The organism is Streptomyces sp. NPDC027663 (genome assembly GCF_055566415.1).
On the sequence record NZ_JBVHSK010000003.1, the window covers coordinates 813,929 to 836,038 of the forward strand.

The window sequence follows — 22,110 nt, forward strand, 5'->3', positions numbered from 1 at the left end:
GCTCCTCCCCGTCCTCACGCTGCCGCGCCGGCGTCGCCGCCCGCCCGGAGCTGCCGGGCCAGCGCGGTCACGGTGCGGCAGATCTGCGGGGGCGTGTGCGCGCCGGTGACGAAGAACCGCAGCCGGGCCAGCTCCTCCGGGACCGCGGGATGCAGGATCGGGTTGACGCTGACGCCCAGCCGGAACAGCTCCTGGGCCAGCCGGAGCGTCCGCGCCGAGTCCCCGACGATGCACGGCACGATCGGCGTGCCCGCGCCGGCCCCCGTGTCCACTCCCGCGCGGCGGGCGAGCCGCAGGAACAGCGCCGCGTTCTCGCGCAGCCGGGAGACCCGCTCCGGTTCGTCCCGCATCAGCCGCAGCGCGGACAGCGCGGCCGCCGTGTCGGCGGGGGTCATGCCGGCGCTGTAGACGAAGCCGGGGGCGGTGTAGCGGAGGTAATCGATCGTGGGGCGGCCCGCGGCGACGTAGCCTCCGCAGCCGGCCAGCGCCTTGGACAGGGTGCCCATCCACAGGTCGACGTCGGCACGCTCGACGCCGAAGTGCTCGCCGACGCCCCGTCCGGTGGCGCCGAGCACGCCGATGCTGTGCGCCTCGTCGACCATCAGCAGCGCCCGGTGCCGGCGCTTGACCTCGATCAGGGCGGGCAGGTCGGCGATGTCGCCGTCCATGCTGTACACGCCCTCGGCCACGACCAGCACCCGGCGGTACCGGTGCCGGACCCGGCCGAGCAGGGCGTCCAGGGCGTCCGGGTCGTTGTGCGGGAACGGCTGCCGGGTGGCGCCGGAGAGCCGGCAGCCCTGGAGGATGCTGTCGTGGGCGAGCGCGTCGTGCACGATCAGGTCGTCCGGGCCGGCCAGGTGCCCGATCACGGTGACGTTGGTGGCGTGCCCGCTGGTCAGGGTGATCGCGTCCGCGGTCCCGAGGGTGGCGGCGAGTTCGGTCTCCAGTTCCACGTGGAGCGGCCGGCTGCCGGACAGCAGCCGGCTGGCGGACGCCGACGTGCCGTAGCGGGCGACGGCCTCCGTGACCGCCTCCCGGACCCGGGGGTCGGTGGCCAGGCCGAGGTAGTTGTAGCCGGCGAAGGAGACCAGCTCCCGGCCGCCGACGACCGTGCGGTCCGTCATGCCGCGCTCGTGGACCAGCAAGTACGGGTTGGGCAACCGGAGTTCGTCCAGTACGGCCATGCGCTCGCGGTGTGCGGCGACCTCGGGGAAGCACTCGATCCGCGCGGCGCTGTCGGCTACCTCCGGCTCAGCCGGCCCCGGCTCGCCCTCGATCAACGCGGTCACTGCGCCGACGGTCGGCCGGGCCCATCTGCCGTCGATCGTCAGCGCGGGCCACCGGCGCTTGAGCGAGGCGAACAGGTCGGCCAGCATCAGCGAGTCGAAGCCGAGGTCGTCGACGAGCCGCTGTTCGGACGTGAGGTGCTCGACCGGGAAGGCACTGACACGGGCGATCTGCTCCCGCACCACGGCCTCGACGGCACCGGCTCCGACGGCGTGCGGCCCTTCGGCGGGATCCGCGGCATCGACGGGACATGTTGCATCGGCGCGACCCGCGGCATCGGCGCGACCCGCGGCATCGACGGGACCCGCGGCACCGGCGGGACCCGCGGCACCGGCGGGACGCGTGGCCTCGGCAGCACCGGGACTTCCGGTCGCGCCCTCCGCAGCAGGGTTCGCGACCGCGCCCGGTCTCACGGCGACGCGCGAGGACGGGCCGGGCGGCCTGGCCGGTGGGGCCGGTTGGGCCGGCGCCGCGGACAGAGTCTCGCCGAGGCGCCTGAGGACTGCCACCTGCTGCTGAACGAGGTCGAGCAGCGCGTGCAGGGCGTTCTCGGTGCCGTGTACACGCGTCCCGGGATCCTGGATGCCGTGTGCGGGCGTCGAGTGGTCCTCGGTGTCCTGTGCGGGCGTCCCGGGATCCTCGATGCCCTGTGCGGGCGTCGAGTGTTCCTCGGTGACCTGTGCGGACGTCACGGGATCCTCGACGCCCTGTGCGGGCGTCACGGGGTTCTCGGTGTCGTTCACGGGGTTCTCCGGAGTCGTCGCTCGGGGGTGCTCGGCGGCGGGGGTGTCCAAGGGGGCGGGGGGCGTCGCTCCGAGGTGCTCGGCGGCAGGGGTGTCCAGGGGGGCGGAGGGCGTCCGGGTGGGGGCCGGGCGGCGCAGCCAGTACGGGCGGGCGTCCAGCCGGGCCGGCGGCAGGTCCAGCAGCCGGCGTTCCTCCTGCCGCACCAGGGCCCGGGGGTCGACCGGTACGCCCAGCACCGCCAGCCGGGCGAGAGCGAGGGGCAGCGCCCACGCGTCGTCCGGCTCGGTGCCGTCCGCCGCGACGACGTGGATGCCGTCGTGGCCGGCCAGATTGCGGCGGACGCAGGCGAGCAGCGAACCGGCCCCGGCGACCTGAACGAAGACCCGGGCACCCGCTTCGCCGGCGCTGCGGACGGCGTCGCCGAAGCGGACCGGCGCGGAGGCGTGCCGCGCCCACAGCTCGCGCAGCAGCCCGGGCTCGTGGCACACGGCCCCGCTCACGGCGGACACGAACGGCAGGGCGGGCTCGGTGAGCGGGCGACCCGCGAGGCCGGTGCGCATCGCGTCGTCCGCCCCGGCGAGCCGCGGGGAGTGGAAGGCGTGGGACACGTCGAGTGCGGATGTCACGACGCCCGACTCGGCGCAGCGCCGGCGCAGCGCGTCGAGCCCGTCACGGCTGCCGCTCACCACGATCTGCCCGGGCCCGTTGAAGCAGGCGAGCCAGACACCGTCCACGTCTGCGGCGAGCCGGCGGCAGGTCTCCTCGTCGGCCTGGACGGCGAGCATCCCGCCGCGCGGCTCGGCCTCGGCCGCCCGCACCGCGGCTCCCCGGTGGGCGAGCAGCCGTACCGTGTCCTCGGCGCCGAGCACCCCGGCCGCGGCTGCCGCGGCGAACTCGCCGACGCTGTGCCCGAGGACGAGGTCGGGTACGACTCCGCAGGCGGCCAGGGTCCGGGTCGCGGCGATCTGCACGGTGCCGAGCAGCGGCTGGCACACCTCGGTGGCGGCGAGCCGTTCCTGCCCGCCGGGACCGGCCGCCGTCGTGCCGTACAGCAGCTCGGCCACGTCCAGTCCGGCCACGGCGCCGAGCGAGCCGACGGTGCGGCGGAAGCCGGGGAAGCGCTGGTGCAGGGCTCCGAGCAGGCCGGGCCGCTGGCTGCCCTGGCCGGGGAAGACGAGGGCGAGGCGGCGCTCGGCCGGCGGCAGGGGCGCGTCGGCGGCGAAGGCGCAGTCCCCGAGGTCGCCCCGGGAGCCGTCGGCGAGCTGCCGGCGGGCCCGGCGCAGCCGCGCGGTGAGCCCGGCCGGGTCGGCGGCCACGATCGCGAGCCTGCTGGGCAGCACCGCACGCCCGCCGAGGGTGTGGGCGAGGGCCGCGACGGACACCGTGGGCGTGTGCCGCAGGGTGTCGAGCAGGTCGTCGATGTGCTCGGCCAGCAGTTCGGGGTTGCCGGCCGAGAGCAGCAGCAGGTGGGGGTCGGGTGCCCCGCCGCCGGGCGTGGGGGCGGTGCGGGCACCGGCGCGGCCACGGGCCGGAAACTGCGCCGGGGCCTCGCGGAGGATCGCGTGGGCGTTCGTACCGCCGAATCCGAAGGAGCTGACGGCGGCGCGCAGCGGGGTGCCGGCGTCCGGCCACGGCCTGACGGAGCCGGCGATGCGCAGGCCTGCGGCGGTCAGGCCGAGGCCGGGGTCCGGGGTGGTGTCCGGCTGGGGCACGACCGTCCGGTGGTGCACGACCAGGGCGGTCTTGATCAGTCCCGCGATGCCGGCGGCGGGCAGCGCGTGCCCGATGAGGGCCTTGCCGGAGGACAGGTAGCACGGGCTCGGCCGCTCCGCCCGCAGCCGGCGCAGGGCCTCCACCTCCACTCTGTCGCCGACGGTCGTGCCGGTGCCGTGGGCCTCGATGAAGCCGACGGCGGAGGGCGGCACGCCCGCGTCGGCGTAGGCCCGGCGCATGGCCCGCAGCTGTCCTTCGGGGGTCGGGCAGAGGGGTCCGGGGGTGGCGCCGTCGTTGGCCGAGCCGATGCCCTCGAGGACGGCGTAGACCCGGTCGCCGGCGGCGAGCGCGTCCTTCAGCGGCCGTACGACGACGGCGCCGGCGCCTTCGCCGAGCACGAAGCCGTCGGCCCGCTCGTCGAAGGGGCGGCACACGCCGTCGGCCGAGAGGGCGCCGAGCCGGGAGAAGCCGACCAGGGTGTCGGGGGTGAGGCTGAGGTAGGCGCCGCCGACGACGGCCGTCGCGCAGGTGCCGGCGCGCAGGTGCAGCACGGCCTGTTCCAGGGCGATCAGGGAGCTGGAGCAGGCGGCGTCGACGGCGAAGCTGGGACCGCCCAGGCGGTAGTGCCGGCTGACCGCGGCGGCCGCCATGTTCAGCAGGCTGCCCGGCACGGTGAAGGCGTCCATGGGCGGGAGGAGGGCGGTGGCGCCGTCCGTGAGGGTGCGGGCGGGCCCGGTACCGGCAGAGTCTGCGTGCGACGGGTCCGCGAGGGGGCCGTCGGCGAGGGCGAGGGCCCGCATCCGTGCGGTCAGGAGGTCTTTGTAGTCGGACACCGACAGGCCGAAGAAGACCCCGGTGCCCTCGCGGTCGAAGCCGCCCCGGCCCAGCCCCGCGTCGTCGAGGGCCTCGCGGGTGACGTCGAGCAGCAGCCGGTGCTGGGGGTCCATGGCCTCCACGCGGCGGGGCGGCAGACCGTAGTGCAGAGCGGCGAAGCGGTCCGCACCGTCGAGGAAGGCGCCCCGGTCGGTGTAGGCGGCGTCGGGCACGGACCGGTCCCCGGGCGTGTGGAAGGTGCGGTGGTTCCAGCGGTCCTGCGGAACCGGACGGAACTGGCGCTCCGCGGAGAGGAGGAGGCGCCAGTACGCCCGGCTGTCACGGGCACCGGGAAAACGGCAGCCGAGTCCGACGATGGCGATGTCAGTCATGGGGGACCTGCTTGGGGTGGGGGCCGGGGCGGGCGTACGGGAAGCGGGATACGCATACGGTCGCCCGGGGTGCTGCCGGAGACCCAGCCACGGCTGTTCGTGACTTGACGGGAGCTGGGTCCCGCGGTACTTCGCGACGCTGCGGGCATGCGGGCATGCGGGCATGCGGGCATGCGGGCATGCGGGCATGCGGGCATGCGGGCATGCGGGCATGCGGGCATGCGGGCATGCAGGCGGGAACGGCAGGCAGGCGGGAACGGCAGGCAGGCGGGAACGGCAGGCAGGCGGGAATGGCGGGCCGCGGCGGGCTGTTGGGGACTGCACAGGTGATCACAGACAGGGGGAAGTGCATGGCGAACGGCGTTCACGGGACGGTGGCCGAGGGCTTCGAGGGGGTACGGGAGGGGTTCGCGCCGCACCTCGCCGGGGAGCGGGACGATCCGGGCGCACAGCGTCGCGCATCCGCTCGGTTTCGCCCGCCCGGAGTGCGGCATCGCGTACGGGTACACGCGGCGCCGGTTCGCCTTCCCGTCCGGAGTGCGCGCCTCGCCGGAGAAGGGCCGTCTGGCGCATTCGGCACTGCGGGCTGCCGTGGCTCCGTGACACCGTGCCGTCATGGGTGACCTCTTCCTCGTCCGGCACGGTGAGACCGAGTGGTCGCGGTCCGGCCGGCACACCGGGTGGACCGACGTGCCTCTCACGGAGCACGGGCGGGAGGAGGCGCGCCGGCTGGTGCCGATGATCCGCTCGCACCGGATCGGGGCGGCGTTCGTCAGCCCCCTGCAGCGCGCGCGGGAGACCGCGGAACTCATCGGCATCCCGGACGCACGGGTCGACAGCGACCTGCGCGAGTGGGACTACGGCGGGTACGAAGGCGTGACCACCGTGGAGATCCAGCGCGAGCGGCCCGGCTGGTTCCTCTTCACGGACGGAGTCACGCCCGGCCCGCCGGACCACCCGGGCGAGACGCCGGCGCAGGTCGGGGAGCGCGCCGACCGGATGCTGGCCAAGGCCGACGCCGCCCTCGCCAACACGGAGGGGGCCGTGGTCCTGATCGCCCACGGCCACTTCCTCCGCGTCCTCACCGCCCGCCGCCTGGGCCTGCATCCCCAGCACGGCGCCCTCTTCCAGCTCGCGACGGGCGCCCTGTGCCGCCTCGGGACGGAGCACGAGCGGCCGGTGGTGGCGGGGTGGAACATCCGGCCACGGGAGGGGCAGGGCTGAGGACGCCCCCCGCTGGAACAGCGGGGGGCGTCTCCGCGGCGGCAGGGTCGGCGGGAGCCGACACGAGCGTGGCGGCCGGATGCGGCCATGGCCGGCGGGACGGCCGACACCGGCGGCGAGTCGCACAGTGCGGGCAACGGGACGCCGTCGGGGTCGGCGGGGCAGCCGGACGCCATCAAGGCCGGCGGGGCAGCCGGACGCCGTCGAGGCCGGCGGGGGCCGGACGCCGTCGGCTTCGGCGGTCGTTGTCAGTCGTCGCTCGTACGCTGCGAGTGGGCCGTCCTCCGGCGGTCCCGTGACCGAGAACCCGCTCGGAAAGGAGAAGCGCCCGTGACCCGACCGCCGACCGCCGCGCAGCGGCGGGTGATCGAGGCCGCCGATCCGGTCACCGGCCGGCTACGCGGTACGGAGGCGCAGCTCGCGGCGCTGGTGACGCGGGGGCTGGCCTTCCGGCATCCCCGGCCGCCGCACGACCACTTCCTCACCCCGGCCGGCCATCGCCTGCGTGAGGCGGTGCCCGAGGCGTCGGCGGAGCCGGCGGTTCCCGAGTCCGGCACCGGGGTGTTCGCCGCGCGCGTGGGCGGCGAGGAGGAACCGCCCGCTGCCGGGCCGGGCCGGCAGCGCGAGGTGCACAGTGCCTGGCAGGGGCTGCTGGAGCTGCGCCGGATGACGAACCCCGACGGAGCCGTGGACCGGCCGTGCGGCTGGGAGCGCACACATCTGGTGCGGGCCGCGGCGCTCGCGCTGGAGGCGGCCGGGCACCACCCCGCGGGAGGGGACACGGACGGCTACCGGGTCCGCGCGACGCTGCAGCCGGAGGCGGTCGCCGTGTACGCGCCGGACGGGGCGACCCTCGCGGCCTGCGCGGCCACGCTGGAGCGGACCGGCTGGCAGGCGGGCGAGTACACCGAGCCGCGGACGAGAGTGCGCTATCTGCTGGCCTCGCCACGCCGTGCCTGACCGGCGTGGCACGATCGACCGACCGGAGATCCGAACACGAGAAGGGCAAGCAGTGGCCGAACCGTTTTCCGTCCGTGTGACCGTCCGCGGCTACGAGACCGACACGCAAGGACATCTCAACCAGGCGGTGTATCTCAACTACGCGGAGCACGCGCGCTGGTCGCTGCTCCAGGCGGCCGGGATCAGCCAGGCCGGGCTCGTGGCCCGAGGGGTGGGGCCGGTGGCGCTCGAGACGACGATCCGCTACCGGCAGGAACTGCTCGCCGGTGACGAGGTGGATGTGACCTGCGCGTTCGAATGGGGCGAGGGCAAGACCTTCCGGATCCGGCAGGAGATACGCAAGGCCGACGGCACCCTGGCGGCCGAGATCACCGCGGTCGGCGGCCTGCTGAATCTGGCGGAGCGCAAGCTGGTCACCGACCCGCGGAAGGCGTTCGAGGAACTGGCCGAGGCCCCCGCCCTGTTCGGCCTGTAGGCCCGCCGGAGGTCCACGCGTCGAGCAACTCCGGCCGGTGTCCGGCGTCAGGCCGCCCGCGCCTCGGCGATGTACACCCGCTTGTGCTCGGCCCGGTCCGTCAGTCGCTGCCGGGTGTCGGTCAACCCGCGTACGGGCGAGGTGAGTCAGCACTCCACCCGCTGAGGCACCGTCGGTTTCATCGGCAGCGCCACCGGCTACTACGACCAGTCCCACATGACCTCCGGCTTCCGCGCCGTGATGGGTGTTCCGCCACGCTCCTTCTTCTCCGGCCGGCTGCCCCGTCCGGCACCTGCCGGGCGTCCCGGCGGCCCTGAGCGCGAAGTCCCGCCGAACACGCGCGGACCGGCCGGGCCACGGGGCCGTTCGGCCGCAGGCGTGTCACCCGTTGGGCGGTACTGCCGGGGTCGGGGGCATCGGAAGACTGGTGGTACTTGATCATCCGCACGAATGGAGAGCAGCACGTGCGCCTGCGTGTTTGGTCGGCCGCAGCGGTTCTGGCAGCGGCAGCCGTCGTCCTTCCCACCGTGAGTCCGGCAGCGGCACAGACCGGCAGAGTGGGACCCCCTCCGTGCCCGGGTGGCTCGGTCTGCTTCTACTCCGGCTCCGACTACCACGGGACGAGCTGGGAGTGGACGGCCGGCAGCGGCTACCGCGACCTGCCACCGGCGCTGCACGACAACGTGGGCTCCTTCGCGGCGAGTACGGACGCCTGCTTCGTCAACTGGGATCCGAAGGAGACCCGGCAGGTCCGCAACGGCGACTGGCGCCGCGCCTACGGTTCCGACTTCGGCGGCCGGATCGACGGCGTCAACGGCGGCAACTGCTGACGGGCGCACGACGTGTGCGTCCCCCCGGCGGTGCCGGGGGGACGCACGGAGCGGCTGGTCCGGGCAGCACACTCCCGGGCGGCCCGTTGAGCCGCCGTCGGTCTCAGTGGACGGCGGCGATCTCCTCCCCCGCCTCCACCGGATGGGTGACGTCCTGAGCCTCGCGGCCCTTGCCGAGGTGGTTGAAGAGGAGGTTGAGCACGATGGCCGTGACGCAGCCCGTGGAGATGCCCGAGTCCAGGACGATCTTCGCGGTCTCGGGGAACGCGTGGTAGAACTCCGGCGCGGTGATCGGGATGATGCCCACCGCGAGGGACACGGCGACGATCAGGACGTTGTTGTCCCGGTCCAGGCCGGCCCGCACCAGGGTCTGGATGCCGCTCGCGGCGACCGAGCCGAAGAGGACGACGCCGGCGCCCCCGAGCACCGGACGGGGCACGACCGCGATGAGCGAGGCGGCCATCGGGCACAGTCCCATCAGGACCAGGAAGCCGCCGCCGGTCGCGACGACGTACCGGCTGCGGATCCGCGTCATCGCGACCAGGCCGATGTTCTGGGCGAAGGCGCTGCACATGAAGCCGTTGAACAGCGGGCTGAGCGCAGAGCCGAGGGTGTCGGCGCGCAGGCCGGCCGCGATGGTCTTCTCGTCGGCGGGACGTTCGACGATCTCGCCCAGCGCCAGCATGTCGGCCGTGGACTCGGTCATCGAGACCACCATCACCACGCACAGCGAGAGGATCGCGGCGAGCTGGAACTGGGGGGCGCCGAAGTGGAACGGGGTGGGGAAGCCCACCACGTCGGCGTGGGCGACGGGGCTGAAGTCCGTGACGCCGAACGGTATCGCCACGAGCGTGCCGACGACCAGGCCGAGCAGGACGGCGATCTGCTTGACGAAACCACGGGTGAATCGGCGCAGCAACAGGACGATCAGCAAAGTGATGCCGGCGAGGCCGAGGTAGGTCGTCGAGCCGTAGTCGTCGGCGCTGGGGTCGGGGCCCTGGGCCCAGCCGAAGGCGACCGGCAGCAGGGAGACGCCGATCAGGGTGATCACCGAGCCGGTGACGACCGGCGGGAAGAAGCGGATCGCCTTGCTGAAGAACGGGGCGGCGAGGAAGCCGAGCAGGCCGGCGACGATGACCGCGCCGAAGATGATCGGCAGGGCGTCGGACTTGTCCTCGGTCGAGGCGACGACCGCCGTCATGGGGGCGACACCGGCGAAGGTGACGCCGTTGACGAAGGGGAGCCTGGCACCGATCTTCCAGATGCCGAGCGTCTGCAGGAAGGTGGCGAGGCCCGCGGTGAACAGGCAGGCACCGGTGAGAAAGGTCAGGTCGGCGGCGGACAGGCCTACGGCCGCGCCGACGATGAGCGGTGGGGCGACGACTCCGGCGTACATGGCGGCCACATGCTGCAGGCCACTGGTCGCCATTTTGAGGGCGGGAAGTTTCTCGTCTACGGGGTGGGCGGCCACGGCGGCTCCTCCGGTCGGGTAACACGTCCTCGTCGGCGTGGGTGTCATGGAGGTGGTGCGGGTGGGCAGGGGGCACCTCCCTGCTCGGGCGAAGCCGAGAGCCTGGGGGAGGGACCGTGACGGGGGTGGCGCTTGAGCGGTTGGTGAGCGGTGTGGGGTGACCGTCCCCGGGGTGCGCGCATGGGCACGCACCCCGGGGACGGCTGCCGTGGATCCCGCTCGGACCCACGGCCCCGGCCGGGAGCCGTCCCTCCCGGCCGGAGTCTTTGAAATCCCTACGGCCGATCAGCCCAACGGCCGATCAGCCCAACGGCCGACCAGCCCTGGAACGGACCGACTTGCAGCAGACCGACCTACGGCGGAGCGACCTGCGGCGGACCGACCTGCGGGGGTCAGCCCCGCCTCTGATCGGCCCCGCCGCGGATCAGCTCCACCACGGCTCAGGCCTGCGCGGCGATCCGTGCCAGGCGCTGGGCCTCCTCCCGGGTGCTCGCCGCGACGGCGTCCTCGTCGACGGTGAGCAGGCGGCCGTTCTCCACGATCTGCCGGCCGTTCACGAAGGACGCGGTGACCGGGGCCGCCGCGCCGAAGACCAGCGCGGTCACCGGGTCGGCGATGGAGGCATGGGCGAGCGTGTCCAGCTTCCACAGCACCACGTCGGCCAGCTTCCCGGGCTCCAGCGAGCCGATCTGCTCGGCCCGGCCGAGGACCTGGGCACCGCCGTAGGTGCCGAGCCGCAGCGCCTGGCGGGCGCCCAGTGCAGCCTCGCGGTGGGCGCCGAGGCGGTTGATCAGCAGGGCGTTGCGCAGCTCGGTGTGGAGTTCGCCGGACTCGTTGGAGGCCGTGCCGTCGACGCCCAGGCCGACCGGAACGCCCGCCCTGAGCATGTCGGGGACGCGGGCGATGCCGGCCGCGAGGCGGGCGTTGGACGAGGGGCAGTGGGCCACACCGGTCTTCGTCCGGGCGAAGGCGGCGATGTCGGCGTCGGTCATGTGGACGCAGTGCGCCATCCACACGTCCTCACCGAGCCAGCCCGTGGACTCGAAGTAGTCGGTCGGGCCCATGCCGAACAACTCGTGGCAGAACTTCTCCTCCTCCACCGTCTCCGAGCCGTGGGTGTGCAGCCGTACGCCGAGCCGCCGGGCCAACTGGGCACCCTCACGCATGAGTTCGGTGGAGACGGAGAACGGCGAGCAGGGGGCGACGGCCACCTGGGTCATGGCGTCGAAGGAGGCGTCATGGTGCTCCTCGACGGTCTCCTCGGTCGCGGCGAGCGCACCCTCCAGCGTCTCGACGGCGAAGTCCGGCGGCAGGCCGCCGTCCTTCTCGCTGCGGTCCATCGAGCCGCGGGCCAGCGTGAAGCGGACGCCCATCTCGGCGGCGGCCCGGATGATCGACCCGGACAGGTCGCCGGAGCCCTGCGGGAAGACGTAGTGGTGGTCCATGGCGGTGGTGACACCGCCGCGGGCCATCATCGCCAGGGACCCCTGCGCGGCCGTGTACGTCATCTGCTCGTCGATGCGCGCCCACGTGGGGTACAGCGCGACGAGCCAGTTGAACAGGTTGTGGTCGGTGGCCAGGCCCCGGGTGATCCACTGGTAGAAGTGGTGGTGGGTGTTGACCAGACCGGGCGTGGCCAGATGGCCGCGTCCGTCGATCCGGCGCGCCACGTTCTCCAGGCCCTCGGGGGCCTCGCCCGCTCCGACCGACTCGATCCGGTTGCCGGCGAGGACGAGGTAGCCGCAGGCGTATTCGGTGTCGCCCGCGTCCACGGTCGCGATCGCACAGTTCTCGATGACGATGCGCTGGTCTGCCGATGGTGCCATGGTGCTTCCTTGTCTTCAGTGGCGGTCCGTGGAGGGGGAGTGTCCACGGGGAGGGCACGGCAGGACCCCAGGAGGATTTGAGTGCCGGAGCCGGCTGCCTGCTCCGAGTCCGCAGGCCTGGCCGATGATGAGCGGAGGAGTGACGACGCCCGCGTACATCGCCGCGATGTGCTGGAGCGCGGCAGGGACGAGCCGCGAGAAGTGGAGCTTCTCGTCCACCGGGTGCACGGACGTGACGGCGTCCTCGGTGTGCACCGGCGGGGTGGTACAGGGGGCTGTGGCGGACCCCTTCGCAGGCTGTGCCATTTCGTTCCCTCCGGTGTTGCGTGCCCCCGGCCCGGGTGGCCGGGCCGGGGGCACGCGTCCCGCGTCAGAGGTTGGTCATGTCGACCGGGATACGGGCCTCACAGCCGTCCCGCAGGATGGTGGCCTCGATGAGGCCGTACGGGCGGTCGGCGGCGAAGTAGACCTCGTTGTCGTTCTTCAGTCCGAACGGCTCCAGGTCCACCAGGAAGTGGTGCTTGTTCGGCAGCGAGAAGCGGACCTCGTCGATCTCGCCGCGGTTGTTGATGATCCGCGAACCCATCTGGTACAGCGTCTGCTGCAGCGAGAGGGAGTACGTCTCGGCGAAGGCCTGCAGCATGTGCTTCTTGACCTGCTCGTAGGACTTCTCCCAGTTGGGCATCTTCTGCTCGTCGTCGGTCCAGTTGAACCGCCAGCGGCCGGAGACCTGGGTGGCCAGGATGCGGTCGTACGCCTCCTGGAGCGTCGTGTACTTGTCCTTGACGTAGCCCCAGAACTCGGAGTTCGTCGAGTTCATCACGACCAGGTCCTTCAGGCCGGAGACGACCTCCCACTTCTCACCGTCGTAGGTGATCTGGGTGAGCCGGGTCTCCTGGCCCTTGCGGACGAAGGAGTGCTTGACCTCGTCGGCGCCGATGAACTTGGAGTTGGCGTCGGAGGTCTCGATCCGCTCCCAGGCGTACTCCTCGATCCGGATCCGGGCCCGGTGGATCGGCTCCTGGCTCGTCACGAAGTGGCGGGCGAGGTGGATGCCGAACTGCTCGGCGGACTCGATGCCGTACTCCTTGGCGAACGCGTACACCGTGTTCTTGGTGGTGTCGGTCGGCAGGCAGTTGGCGTTGGAACCGGAGTAGTGGACCTCTTCCATGTCGCCGCTCAGCGCCACGGACACGTTGAGGTCCTTGATGTGGTGGGTGGCGCCGTCCCGCGTGATCTTTACGACTCGGTTCTCGGCCTTGCCGTACTGGTTCTGTCCCAGGATGGTCGGCATTAGCTAGCTCCCTCGGTAAACGGAGTAGCCGAACGGGTTGAGCAGCAGCGGTACGTGGTAGTGCTCGCCCGGTACGACGGCGAACGTGATCGCCACCTCCGGGAAGAACACGCCGGGCCCGCTGTCCCGACTCGCGGGGGCGTCCTGCTGCGCATCGGCTTGCTTCTTCTCGAAGTACGGCTCCACGGCGAAGTCGAGCCGTACGTGGGTCGTCCCTTCCGGCAGCGCCGGCAGGTCCTTGCACCGGCCGTCGGCGTCGGTCGCGGAGCCGCCGAGCGCCTGCCAGTCCGCATCCCGTCCCGAGCGGGCGGAGAGATGGACGGCGACGCCCTCGGCGGGGCGGCCGATCGAGGTGTCCAGGATGTGCGTGGACACGGAGGCGGTGGTGCTGGTGCTCATGGTGTCAGGCGTCCTCTTCGACGAGTCGGGCCAGTCGGATGCGGTTGATCTTGCCCAGCTCGGTGCGGACGATCTCCCGCTCCTGCTCAGGCGCGTTGCCGATCCGCTCCTTGAGAGCGTCCCGCATCTGCTCGCCGGTCCGGCCGGTGGCGCAGATGAGGAAGACATGGCCGAACTTCTCCTGGTAGGCCAGGTTCAGGTCGAGCATCTGCGCCTTGAGTTCCTCGGAGGCACCGGCCATGCCGCGCTGTTCGCGGGCGGAGGTCGGGTCGCCGGGCTTGGGGCGCCCGATCGGCGGGTGCCCGGCCATCGCTTCCTCCAGGTCCGCGGTGGTCAGCTCGGCCATGGCGGCGTCGCTGGCGGTGTAGAGGTCCTCCGTGCCGGCGTACGGGCGGGCGGCGAGCAGTCGCCGGCCCCACTCGGTGGAGGCGCACGCCTCATGGAGGGCGGCGAGGGCCGCGCGCTCCTCCAGGTCGTTGAACCGGGCCAGGCCCGGGGGCGTGGAAGTCGAAGTCACGGGAGCCTCCGTGGCCGGATTCGGCCTTCGTGCTGAACGGGCTGCCGATAGCTAACGCCCCCGGAAACGCCACGTCAACACTTTGTTGAAAAATCCCCGTAACAAGACGGACGGGGTCCGGCATGCGATACAGCCCGGGCCCGACAGGCCCCACAATGGCGCAACCGGAGCCCGACAGGCACCCCGCAGAGGTGTGCCGAAGGCCCGACAGCGCCCCACATTGGTGCGCCGGAGTCCGACAGGTACCCCGCAGCAGCGCGCCGGAGCCCGACAGCGCCCCGCAGGGGCGCGGGGAACTGCGCGAGCAACCACGACGGCGCAGCAGACGCAACCCCGGCGGCCCCTGACGCCCCGACCGCGCACGTCGCCCGGCGAAGCCCTACGCGCCCTTCTCCCGGTTCAGATAGTTGTAGACCGTGAAGCGGCTGACGCCGAGCGCGCTCGCCACGGTTTCCACGCCGTGCCGCACGGCAAAAGCGCCCCGCGCCTCCAGTATGCGCACCACCTCCTGCTTCGCCTTGCGGTCGAGGTCGGCCAGCGGCCGGCCCTGCCTGCGCTCCATGGCGGCCAGGATGTGGTCGAGGGAGTCGGCCAGCTGGGGCAGGCGCACGGCAACGACGTCAACGCCCTCCCAGGCCAGGACCACGTCCTCGGCGCCGGCCTCGTCGGGCGGGATGATCTCCCCGCCCATGGCGTCGACCAGCGGCTTCACGGCCGCGATGAACGGCTCGTCCCCGGTCACCTATCACCCTCCCCGCTCTCGTCGCCGATCACGTTGACCTGCAGCGAGACCCGGGTCGAACCGGCCGCCAGGCTCTTGCGCAGCAGCGCGTCCACGGCGGTGAGCACGCGGTCGGCGGCGCCCTCGGCCGTGTTGCCGAACGGGCCGACGTCGACGGCGTCCAGCCCGGCCGTCTCGATGACCTCCCGCGCCGCCAGGGCGTGCGCGGGCGCCTCGTCCAGGTCGAAGGGTTCGGTCGTGAACTCCACTCTCAATCGCACGCGCACAACCTAACTCCCGATGCGGCCCTCCGGGCAGCCCTGCCGGACCACGTGACGGACCCCCCTTGACAAGCGGTGACACACGGCGGCAATCTTCCATTACGCAGAAACGAACTTCCGTAATACGGAATCTGGACAACGGAAGGGAGCGCGGCCCGAATGGGATTTGCAGACCAGCGCTTCAACGTCAACCTGTCGATCCTCTTCACGGAACTCCCGCTCCTGGAGCGCCCCGCGGCCGCCGCCGCGGCGGGCTTCTCCGCGGTCGAGCTGTGGTGGCCCTGGATCGACTCCCCCACCCCCGAGCAGTCCGATCTCGACGCCCTGAAGAAGGCGATCGAGGACGCGGGCGTCCAGCTCACCGGGCTGAACTTCTACGCCGGACAGCTGCCCGGCCCGGACCGCGGCGCCCTGTCGGTGCCCGGTGCGGAGTCGGAGAGGTTCCGCGCCAACATCGAGGTGGCCGCCGGCTTCGCGGCCTCCCTCGGCTGCAAGGCGCTCAACGCCCTGTACGGCAACCGCGTCGAGGGCGCGGACCCGGCCGAGCAGGACGCGCTCGCCCTGGAGAACCTGGTCCTCGCGGCCCGGGCGGCCGACCGGATCGGCGCGATCCTCCTGGTCGAGGCCCTCAACCAGCCCGAGTCGCCGCTCTACCCGCTGGTGTCGGCGCCGGCCGCGGTCGGCGTCGTGGACAAGGTCAACGCGGCGACGGGTCTCGGGAACGCCAAGTTCCTGATGGACCTGTACCACCTGTCCATGAACGGCGAGGACCTGCCCGCGGTCATCGAGCAGTACGCGGCGAAGACCGGGCACGTCCAGATCGCCGACAACCCCGGCCGCGGCGCCCCCGGAACGGGCTCGCTCCCGCTGGAGGAGCTGCTCGGCCGGCTGCAGAAGGCCGGTTACGACGGCTGGGTGGGCCTGGAGTACAAGCCGGGCGACCGCCCGAGCGCCGAGGCGTTCGACTGGCTCCCGCGCGAAGCCCGCGCCGCGCGCTGAACCCCTTGACTTTGCAGAGCAGTTAGAGAGGCACCCCCGATCATGAGCAACCTTCCCAAGATCGCCTGGATCGGCCTCGGCATCATGGGCTCCCCCATGTCCGAGAACCTGATCAAGGCGGGTTACCAGGTCACCGGCTTCACGCTGGAGCAGGACAAGCTGGACCGGCTGGCAGCCGCCGGCGGCACCGCCGCCGCCTCGATCGCCGAGGCCGTGCGCGACGCCGACGTGGTGATCACCATGGTGCCCGCGTCCCCGCAGGTCGAGGCCATCTCCTACGGCCCGGACGGCATCCTGGAGAACGCCAGGCAGGGCGCCCTGCTGATCGACATGTCCTCGATCACCCCGCAGACCTCCGTGGACCTCGCCAAGGCCGCCAAGGACAAGGGCATCCGGGTGCTGGACGCCCCGGTGTCCGGCGGTGAGGCCGGCGCCGTCGAGGCCGTGCTGTCGATCATGGTCGGTGGCGAGCAGGCCGACTTCGCCGAGGCCAAGCCGATCTTCGACGCCCTCGGCAAGACCATCGTGCTGTGCGGCCCGCACGGCTCCGGCCAGACCGTGAAGGCGGCCAACCAGCTGATCGTCGCCGTGAACATCCAGGCGTGCGCCGAGGCCGTGGTCTTCCTGGAGAAGTCGGGCGTGGACCTGCAGGCCGCGCTGGACGTCCTCAACGGCGGTCTCGCCGGCTCCACCGTGCTGACCCGCAAGAAGGACAACTTCCTCAAGCGCGACTTCAAGCCGGGCTTCCGCATCGACCTGCACCACAAGGACATGGGCATCGTCACCGACGCCGCCCGCAACGTCGGTGCGGCCCTGCCGGTCGGTGCCGTGGTCGCCCAGCTGGTGGCCTCGCTGCGCGCCCAGGGCGACGGCGGCCTGGACCACTCGGCCCTGCTGCGGGCCGTGGAGCGCCTGTCCGGCGCCCAGGCCTGACAGCCCTCCCCCGGACTTCCGGGCCGCGGCGCCGCCGACACCTGTCCTGTCGCGCCCAGGCGGCGCCGCGGCCCGGAATCACTTCAACAGACCGTTGATTGGATTCAACAAACTGTTGACGCCCCGATCGCCCCACTTCTAGGCTCCACAAAGCGGAAACAGGTTTCCGCTGACACCCGCACGGAAGGTCCACGATGTCGAAGCGCGTGCTCACGACAGAGTCCGGCGCCCCGGTCGCCGACAATCAGAACTCCGCCTCCGCCGGCGTCGGCGGCCCGCTCCTGATCCAGGACCAGCACCTCCTGGAGAAGCTGGCGCGCTTCAACCGCGAGCGGATCCCGGAGCGTGTGGTGCACGCCCGCGGCTCCGGCGCGTACGGCCACTTCGAGGTGACGGACGACGTCACCGGCTACACCCACGCCGACTTCCTCAGCGAGATCGGCAAGCGCACCGAGGTGTTCCTGCGCTTCTCGACGGTCGCCGACTCCCTCGGCGGCGCCGACGCCGTCCGTGACCCGCGCGGGTTCGCGGTCAAGTTCTACACCGAAGAGGGCAACTACGACCTCGTCGGCAACAACACCCCGGTGTTCTTCATCAAGGACCCGATCAAGTTCCCCGACTTCATCCACTCGCAGAAGCGGGACCCGTTCACCGGCAAGCAGGAGCCGGACAACGTCTGGGACTTCTGGGCGCACGCCCCCGAGGCCACGCACCAGATCACCTGGCTGATGGGCGACCGCGGCATCCCGGCCTCGTACCGGCACATGAACGGCTACGGCTCGCACACCTACCAGTGGACGAACGCCGAGGGCGCGGCCTTCTTCGTCAAGTACCACTTCAAGACGAACCAGGGCATCCGCAGCCTGAGCAGCGAGCAGGCCGCGGAGATCGCGGGCAAGGACGCGAACTCCCACCAGACGGACCTGCTGCAGGCCATCGAGCGGGGCGTGCACCCGTCCTGGACGCTGTACGTCCAGATCATGCCGGCGGCCGAGGCGGCGGACTACCGCTTCAACCCGTTCGACCTGACCAAGGTCTGGCCGCACAAGGACTACCCGCTGCAGCGCGTGGGCCGCCTGGTCCTCGACCGCAACCCGGACAACGTGTTCGCCGAGGTCGAGCAGGCCGCGTTCTCCCCGAACAACTTCGTGCCCGGCATCGGCCCGTCTCCGGACAAGATGCTCCAGGGCCGGCTGTTCGCCTACGCGGACGCCCACCGCTACCGCCTCGGCGTCAACCACACCCTGCTCGCCGTGAACGCCCCCAAGGCGGTCCCCGGCGGCGCACAGAACTACGGCCGCGACGGCCTCATGGCGGTCAACGGCCAGGGCCGCGGCGCCAAGAACTACGAGCCGAACTCCTACGACGGCCCGGCCGAGACCGGCCGCCCGCTGGCGGCTCCGCTGGCGGTCGCCGGCCACACCGGCACCCACGAGGCGCCGCTCCACACCAAGGACGACGACTTCTTCCAGGCGGGCGAGCTGTACCGCCTGATGTCCGCGGAGGAGAAGTCCCGCCTGATCGCGAACATCGCCGGCGGCCTCTCGCAGGTCTCCCGCGACGACGTGATCGAGAAGAACCTGGCCCACTTCCACGCCGCCGACCCCGAGTACGGCAAGCGCGTGGAGGAGGCGGTCCGCGCCCTGCGCGAGGACTGAAGCCCAGGTACCGCAGAGCAGCGTACGGGATCTGACGGGAGGTCATGATCTCCGTACGCGGCCCGCGCAGTACGCCGGACGGCCCGAATGAGGGGTGGCCGCCGGGCGGAGGGCGCGGGCAGGGCGAGGACCGCGGTGGCCTGCGAGCCAGTGCGGTGGTGAAGGATCCGAGTCCCCTTCTCGACCAGAGGGAAGGCGGCCCGGCTCCATCGCGGCCACCGCGGTCCCAGCCAGCCCCCGGCTACGGGGGCCACCCACTCCGTCCGGCGGCGCGAATGTCCTGTCGCGCCCAGCCTCGCGCCGTCGGACGGCCACCATGTGAGGCCGAAGCGCCCCCTGATCAGGGGGCGCTTCGTGCTGTTCCGGCTCCGGCGTGCGCACCGGTCGCATCCGCAGGACGCTGATGCCATGGCGAATCCGACGCAGTACCCGCACATCGTGGTCCATGCGCCGGCCCTGGACGGCTCCCGGCGGGTCACCGAAGGGGATGTGATCCTGGGGATCGCGTCCCACCTGGACGACGTCGTGGAGATCCTCCGGCTGGCCGACCTGGACCGCATCGAGGTGGAGGAGAACGACCTGATCGAGTGGCAGGGCGGCGGCCCGGACGACTGGCCCGGGCTGTCGGAGCACGAGCTGTAGCAGTGCCGCGTACGGCAGGGGGCGTAGCCGGGTCACGCAACCCTCAGATGAACCTCTGAACAGCGCGGAGCCAGGCTTCGACGGCCCCTGGCAGCGGGCACATCACCGGCACAGGGGGCCCGTCGGCACGGGGCGGCGGGCCCGGCGACGGGGGGTGTCCCATGGGCCGTACGACGTCGATCCCGCCGGACCCGTGCGCGGTCGCCCTGCTGCGCGGCGGCTCCCGCGCGGCGGTGACCGTCGCGGTGGTCGGACTGCATCTGCGCGGGGTGGTGGAGGCGGGCCGGCCGGGCACGCTGCGCAAGACCGTGACGGGCGGTGCCGGGCCTTTCCGGCATCCGCTGGAGAAGGCGGTCCGTACCGGCCTCTACCGGCCCGCAGGGCCGTGGGAACTGCCCGCCCGGGCGGTGGTGCGGCGGGCCCTGGCCCGGATGCGGGCCGACCTCGTCGCCGAGGGGCGACTGCGGGCGCTGCCGCCCGGCCGCACCCGGGCGGCCCGCCGTGAACTGGCGGCGCTGCGGGAGCGCCATCCGCTCCCCGCCGGCCCGGACGGCCTGCCGGAGGAAGAGGTGCTGTTCGCCGTCGCGCTGTACGGCGAGCGGGCCCTGACCGTGCTGCTGCCGCGGTTCGCGCGCGAGGCCGGACTCACCGGCCGGGGCGCGCTCGCGGACGAGGGCCGCTTCCCGTTCGGCCGGGGCAACGACTTGCGCCGCCTCTACGACGACGAGGCCGTGCACGGCTGGGACGGCGACGACCGCGGGACCGGGGGCAGCGGCCACGACCACGCCGGCGGGCACCACGGCGGCCACGACCACGGGGGGCACGGGTACGGCGGCCACGACCACGGCGGGGCGGGTTGCGGGGGCGGCGGCGGATTCTGAGGGCCCGGCCGAACTCGTGGGTCGGGTCACGCCCTCGGCCCCGACGACCGGCCCCGACGACCGGCTCGACGGCGGGCACGACTGTCGGACAGGGCCACCGGCACGACGGCCGGACACGACCACCGGACACGACGAAGGGGCGGCCCGCCTCCCCTGGACGGGCCGCCCCTTCTCGCCTCGGGTGTGTCAGACCTTCAGCGGCTTGATCGACGTCGGCGCGTGGCCGGGCTCGGTGGCCAGCTCCTCGAACTCGCTGATGTCGCTGATGTCCATGGTGCGGCTCATCGAGATGTTGGTGATCCGCTCCAGGATCGCCTCGACGACGACCGGCACCTGGTACTCGGCGGCGAGCTTCTTCGCCTGCTCGAAGGCGGCGCCCAGCTGGTCCGGCTCGGTGACCCGGATGGCCTTGCAGCCCAGGCCCTCGGCGACCTTGACGTGGTCCACGCCGTAGACGCCCAGTTCGGGAGCGTTGATGTTCTCGAACTCCAGGTTGACCTGGAAGTTGATGTCCAGGCCGATCTGCGCCTGCCGGATCAGGCCCAGGTAGGCGTTGTTCACCAGCACGTGGACGTACGGGATCTTGTGCTGGGCGGCGACCGCCAGCTCCTCGATCATGAACTGGAAGTCGTAGTCACCGGAGAGCGCGACGACCGGGGACTCCGGGTCGGCCTTGGCGACGCCGATCGCGGCCGGGATGGTCCAGCCGAGCGGGCCCGCCTGGCCGCAGTTGATCCAGTGGCGCGGCTTGTAGACGTGCAGCATCTGCGCGCCGGCGATCTGGGAGAGGCCGATCGTGGTGACGTACCGCGTATCGGGGCCGAAGGCCTTGTTCATCTCCTCGTACACGCGCTGCGGCTTCATCGGCACGTTGTCGAAGTGCGTGCGGCGCAGCAGGGTGGCCTTGCGCTCCTGGGTGGAGGCGACCCAGTCGGCGCGCTCGGGCAGCTTGCCCTCGGCCTTCAGTTCCCTGGCGACCTCGAGGAACAGCTCCAGCGCGGCCTTGGCGTCGGAGACGACACCGTAGTCCGGCGGAAAGATCTTGCCGATCTGGGTGGGCTCGATGTCGACGTGGACGAACTTGCGGTCGCCGCGGTACACGTCCAGCTTGTAGCCGGTGTGGCGGTTGGCCCAGCGGTTGCCGATGCCGAGGACGAAGTCCGACTCCAGGAAGGTGGCGTTGCCGTACCGGTGCGAGGTCTGCACGCCGACCATGCCGGCGTTCAGCTCGTGGTCGTCGGGCAGCGCGCCCCAGCCCATCAGGGTGGGGATGACCGGCGTCCGGGTCAGCTCGGCGAACTCGACCAGCAGGTCTGCGGCGTCGGCGCCGAGGATGCCGCCGCCGGCGACGATCACCGGGCGCTCGGACTCCAGCAGGAAGGAGATCGCCTTCTCGATCTGGGCGCGGGTCGCGGCGGGCTTGTAGACCGGGAGCGGCTCGTACGTCTCCGGATCGAACTCGATCTCGGTGAGCTGGACGTCGATCGGCAGGTCGATCAGGACCGGGCCCGGACGGCCGGAGCGCATGAGGTGGAAGGCCTGCTGGAAGACGCCGGGGACCTGGGCGGCCTCCAGGACGGTGACCGCCATCTTGGTGACCGGCTTGGCGATCGAGGCGATGTCGACGGCCTGGAAGTCCTCCTTGTGGATCACGCTGGTGGGCGCCTGGCCCGTGATGCACAGGATCGGGATGGAGTCACCGATGGCGGAGTACAGGCCGGTGATCATGTCGGTGCCGGCGGGACCGGACGTGCCGATGCAGACACCGATGTTGCCCGGCTCGGTCCGGGTGTAGCCCTCGGCCATGTGCGAGGCACCCTCGACGTGACGGGCGAGGGTGTGGTTGATGCCGCCGCCCTCTTTGAGGGCCTTGTAGAACGGGTTGATCGCCGCCCCCGGCACACCGAAGGCGTCGGTGACGCCCTCGCGCTTGAGGATCTCAACTGCCGCGCGGGCAGCGGTCATACGAGCCATCGAGTACTCCTGCTTCGGCTTCTCGGATGCGTACTCCCGTCGCGCCCCGCGGCGAGCACGGCCTCCAGATTGTCAA

The 22,110-nt window shown here is 72.2% G+C and carries 18 protein-coding genes and 1 pseudogene; 9 read left to right on the top strand and 10 right to left on the bottom strand.

The window, feature by feature from the left end; translation table 11 throughout:
* Positions 1–14 precede the first annotated feature (14 nt).
* On the bottom strand, positions 15–4,949 hold the full coding sequence (locus ACZ4SF_RS13090) for an aminotransferase class I/II-fold pyridoxal phosphate-dependent enzyme (protein ID WP_468382348.1): 4,935 nt from the start codon (positions 4,947–4,949) through the stop codon (positions 15–17).
* Between the two features lie 615 nt (positions 4,950–5,564).
* Between ACZ4SF_RS13090 and ACZ4SF_RS13095 the strand changes: the two genes are divergently transcribed.
* The 4 genes from ACZ4SF_RS13095 (at position 5,565) to ACZ4SF_RS13110 (ending at position 8,438) form a co-directional block, all read left to right on the top strand.
* Complete coding sequence (locus ACZ4SF_RS13095) at positions 5,565–6,173, top strand: histidine phosphatase family protein (RefSeq protein WP_468382351.1); 609 nt, start codon at positions 5,565–5,567, stop codon at positions 6,171–6,173.
* 330 nt (positions 6,174–6,503) lie between these two features.
* The gene (locus ACZ4SF_RS13100) at positions 6,504–7,133 is read left to right on the top strand and encodes a hypothetical protein (protein ID WP_468382354.1); all 630 of its coding nucleotides are present in this window, start codon (positions 6,504–6,506) and stop codon (positions 7,131–7,133) included.
* 52 nt (positions 7,134–7,185) lie between these two features.
* Complete coding sequence (locus tag ACZ4SF_RS13105) at positions 7,186–7,608, top strand: acyl-CoA thioesterase (protein ID WP_468382357.1); 423 nt, start codon at positions 7,186–7,188, stop codon at positions 7,606–7,608.
* A gap of 557 nt (positions 7,609–8,165) precedes the next feature.
* Positions 8,166–8,438 (top strand): peptidase inhibitor family I36 protein, encoded by a 273-nt coding sequence (locus tag ACZ4SF_RS13110; protein WP_468382360.1) that lies wholly within the window; start codon positions 8,166–8,168, stop codon positions 8,436–8,438.
* 103 nt (positions 8,439–8,541) lie between these two features.
* On the opposite strand, the gene ACZ4SF_RS13115 is transcribed toward ACZ4SF_RS13110, so the two are convergent.
* The 8 genes and pseudogenes from ACZ4SF_RS13115 to ACZ4SF_RS13150 form a co-directional block, all read right to left on the bottom strand.
* A complete protein-coding gene (locus ACZ4SF_RS13115; RefSeq protein ID WP_468382363.1) occupies positions 8,542–9,909 on the bottom strand; it encodes a nucleobase:cation symporter-2 family protein in 1,368 nt (455 codons plus the stop codon).
* A 440-nt stretch (positions 9,910–10,349) separates the two neighbouring features.
* A complete protein-coding gene (locus ACZ4SF_RS13120; protein ID WP_468382366.1) occupies positions 10,350–11,735 on the bottom strand; it encodes an 8-oxoguanine deaminase in 1,386 nt (461 codons plus the stop codon).
* An 84-nt stretch (positions 11,736–11,819) separates the two neighbouring features.
* Positions 11,820–12,041: pseudogene (locus ACZ4SF_RS13125) on the bottom strand (purine permease); the annotation flags it as partial.
* Between the two features lie 64 nt (positions 12,042–12,105).
* Positions 12,106–13,029, bottom strand: a complete 924-nt coding sequence (gene pucL / locus ACZ4SF_RS13130) for a factor-independent urate hydroxylase (protein ID WP_468382369.1) — start codon at positions 13,027–13,029, stop codon at positions 12,106–12,108.
* Positions 13,030–13,032: 3 nt separating this feature from the next.
* Positions 13,033–13,428: a hydroxyisourate hydrolase gene (uraH, locus tag ACZ4SF_RS13135; RefSeq protein WP_468382372.1), complete on the bottom strand. Its 396-nt coding sequence runs from the start codon at positions 13,426–13,428 to the stop codon at positions 13,033–13,035.
* 4 nt (positions 13,429–13,432) lie between these two features.
* Positions 13,433–13,945 carry a 2-oxo-4-hydroxy-4-carboxy-5-ureidoimidazoline decarboxylase gene (gene uraD / locus ACZ4SF_RS13140; protein ID WP_468382375.1) on the bottom strand — a complete coding sequence of 171 codons (513 nt, stop codon included), beginning with the start codon at positions 13,943–13,945 and terminating at the stop codon, positions 13,433–13,435.
* Between the two features lie 379 nt (positions 13,946–14,324).
* Positions 14,325–14,687, bottom strand: a complete 363-nt coding sequence (locus ACZ4SF_RS13145) for a helix-turn-helix domain-containing protein (protein ID WP_201837055.1) — start codon at positions 14,685–14,687, stop codon at positions 14,325–14,327.
* The gene (locus ACZ4SF_RS13150; RefSeq protein WP_468382378.1) at positions 14,684–14,947 is read right to left on the bottom strand and encodes a YkoF family thiamine-binding protein; all 264 of its coding nucleotides are present in this window, start codon (positions 14,945–14,947) and stop codon (positions 14,684–14,686) included. Before ACZ4SF_RS13150 ends, ACZ4SF_RS13145 begins: the two co-directional genes overlap by 4 nt.
* Positions 14,948–15,106: 159 nt before the next feature.
* Here ACZ4SF_RS13150 and ACZ4SF_RS13155 point away from each other — a divergent pair, with 159 nt between their 5' ends.
* The 5 genes from ACZ4SF_RS13155 to ACZ4SF_RS13175 all read left to right on the top strand — a co-directional run bounded on the left by ACZ4SF_RS13155 (position 15,107) and on the right by ACZ4SF_RS13175 (position 20,060).
* Complete coding sequence (locus ACZ4SF_RS13155; protein ID WP_468382381.1) at positions 15,107–15,946, top strand: TIM barrel protein; 840 nt, start codon at positions 15,107–15,109, stop codon at positions 15,944–15,946.
* 42 nt (positions 15,947–15,988) lie between these two features.
* Entirely contained in the window at positions 15,989–16,879 is an 891-nt protein-coding gene (locus ACZ4SF_RS13160) for a 2-hydroxy-3-oxopropionate reductase (RefSeq protein WP_468382384.1), read from the top strand.
* 194 nt (positions 16,880–17,073) lie between these two features.
* The gene (locus ACZ4SF_RS13165) at positions 17,074–18,537 is read left to right on the top strand and encodes a catalase (protein ID WP_468382387.1); all 1,464 of its coding nucleotides are present in this window, start codon (positions 17,074–17,076) and stop codon (positions 18,535–18,537) included.
* Positions 18,538–18,945: 408 nt separating this feature from the next.
* On the top strand, positions 18,946–19,179 hold the full coding sequence (locus ACZ4SF_RS13170) for a hypothetical protein (RefSeq protein WP_201837062.1): 234 nt from the start codon (positions 18,946–18,948) through the stop codon (positions 19,177–19,179).
* Between the two features lie 161 nt (positions 19,180–19,340).
* Complete coding sequence (locus ACZ4SF_RS13175; protein WP_468382390.1) at positions 19,341–20,060, top strand: DUF2207 domain-containing protein; 720 nt, start codon at positions 19,341–19,343, stop codon at positions 20,058–20,060.
* A 186-nt stretch (positions 20,061–20,246) separates the two neighbouring features.
* Here the strand turns inward: ACZ4SF_RS13175 and gcl are convergent, their stop codons facing one another.
* Positions 20,247–22,034 (bottom strand): glyoxylate carboligase, encoded by a 1,788-nt coding sequence (gene gcl / locus ACZ4SF_RS13180; RefSeq protein WP_468382393.1) that lies wholly within the window; start codon positions 22,032–22,034, stop codon positions 20,247–20,249.
* Positions 22,035–22,110 lie beyond the last annotated feature (76 nt).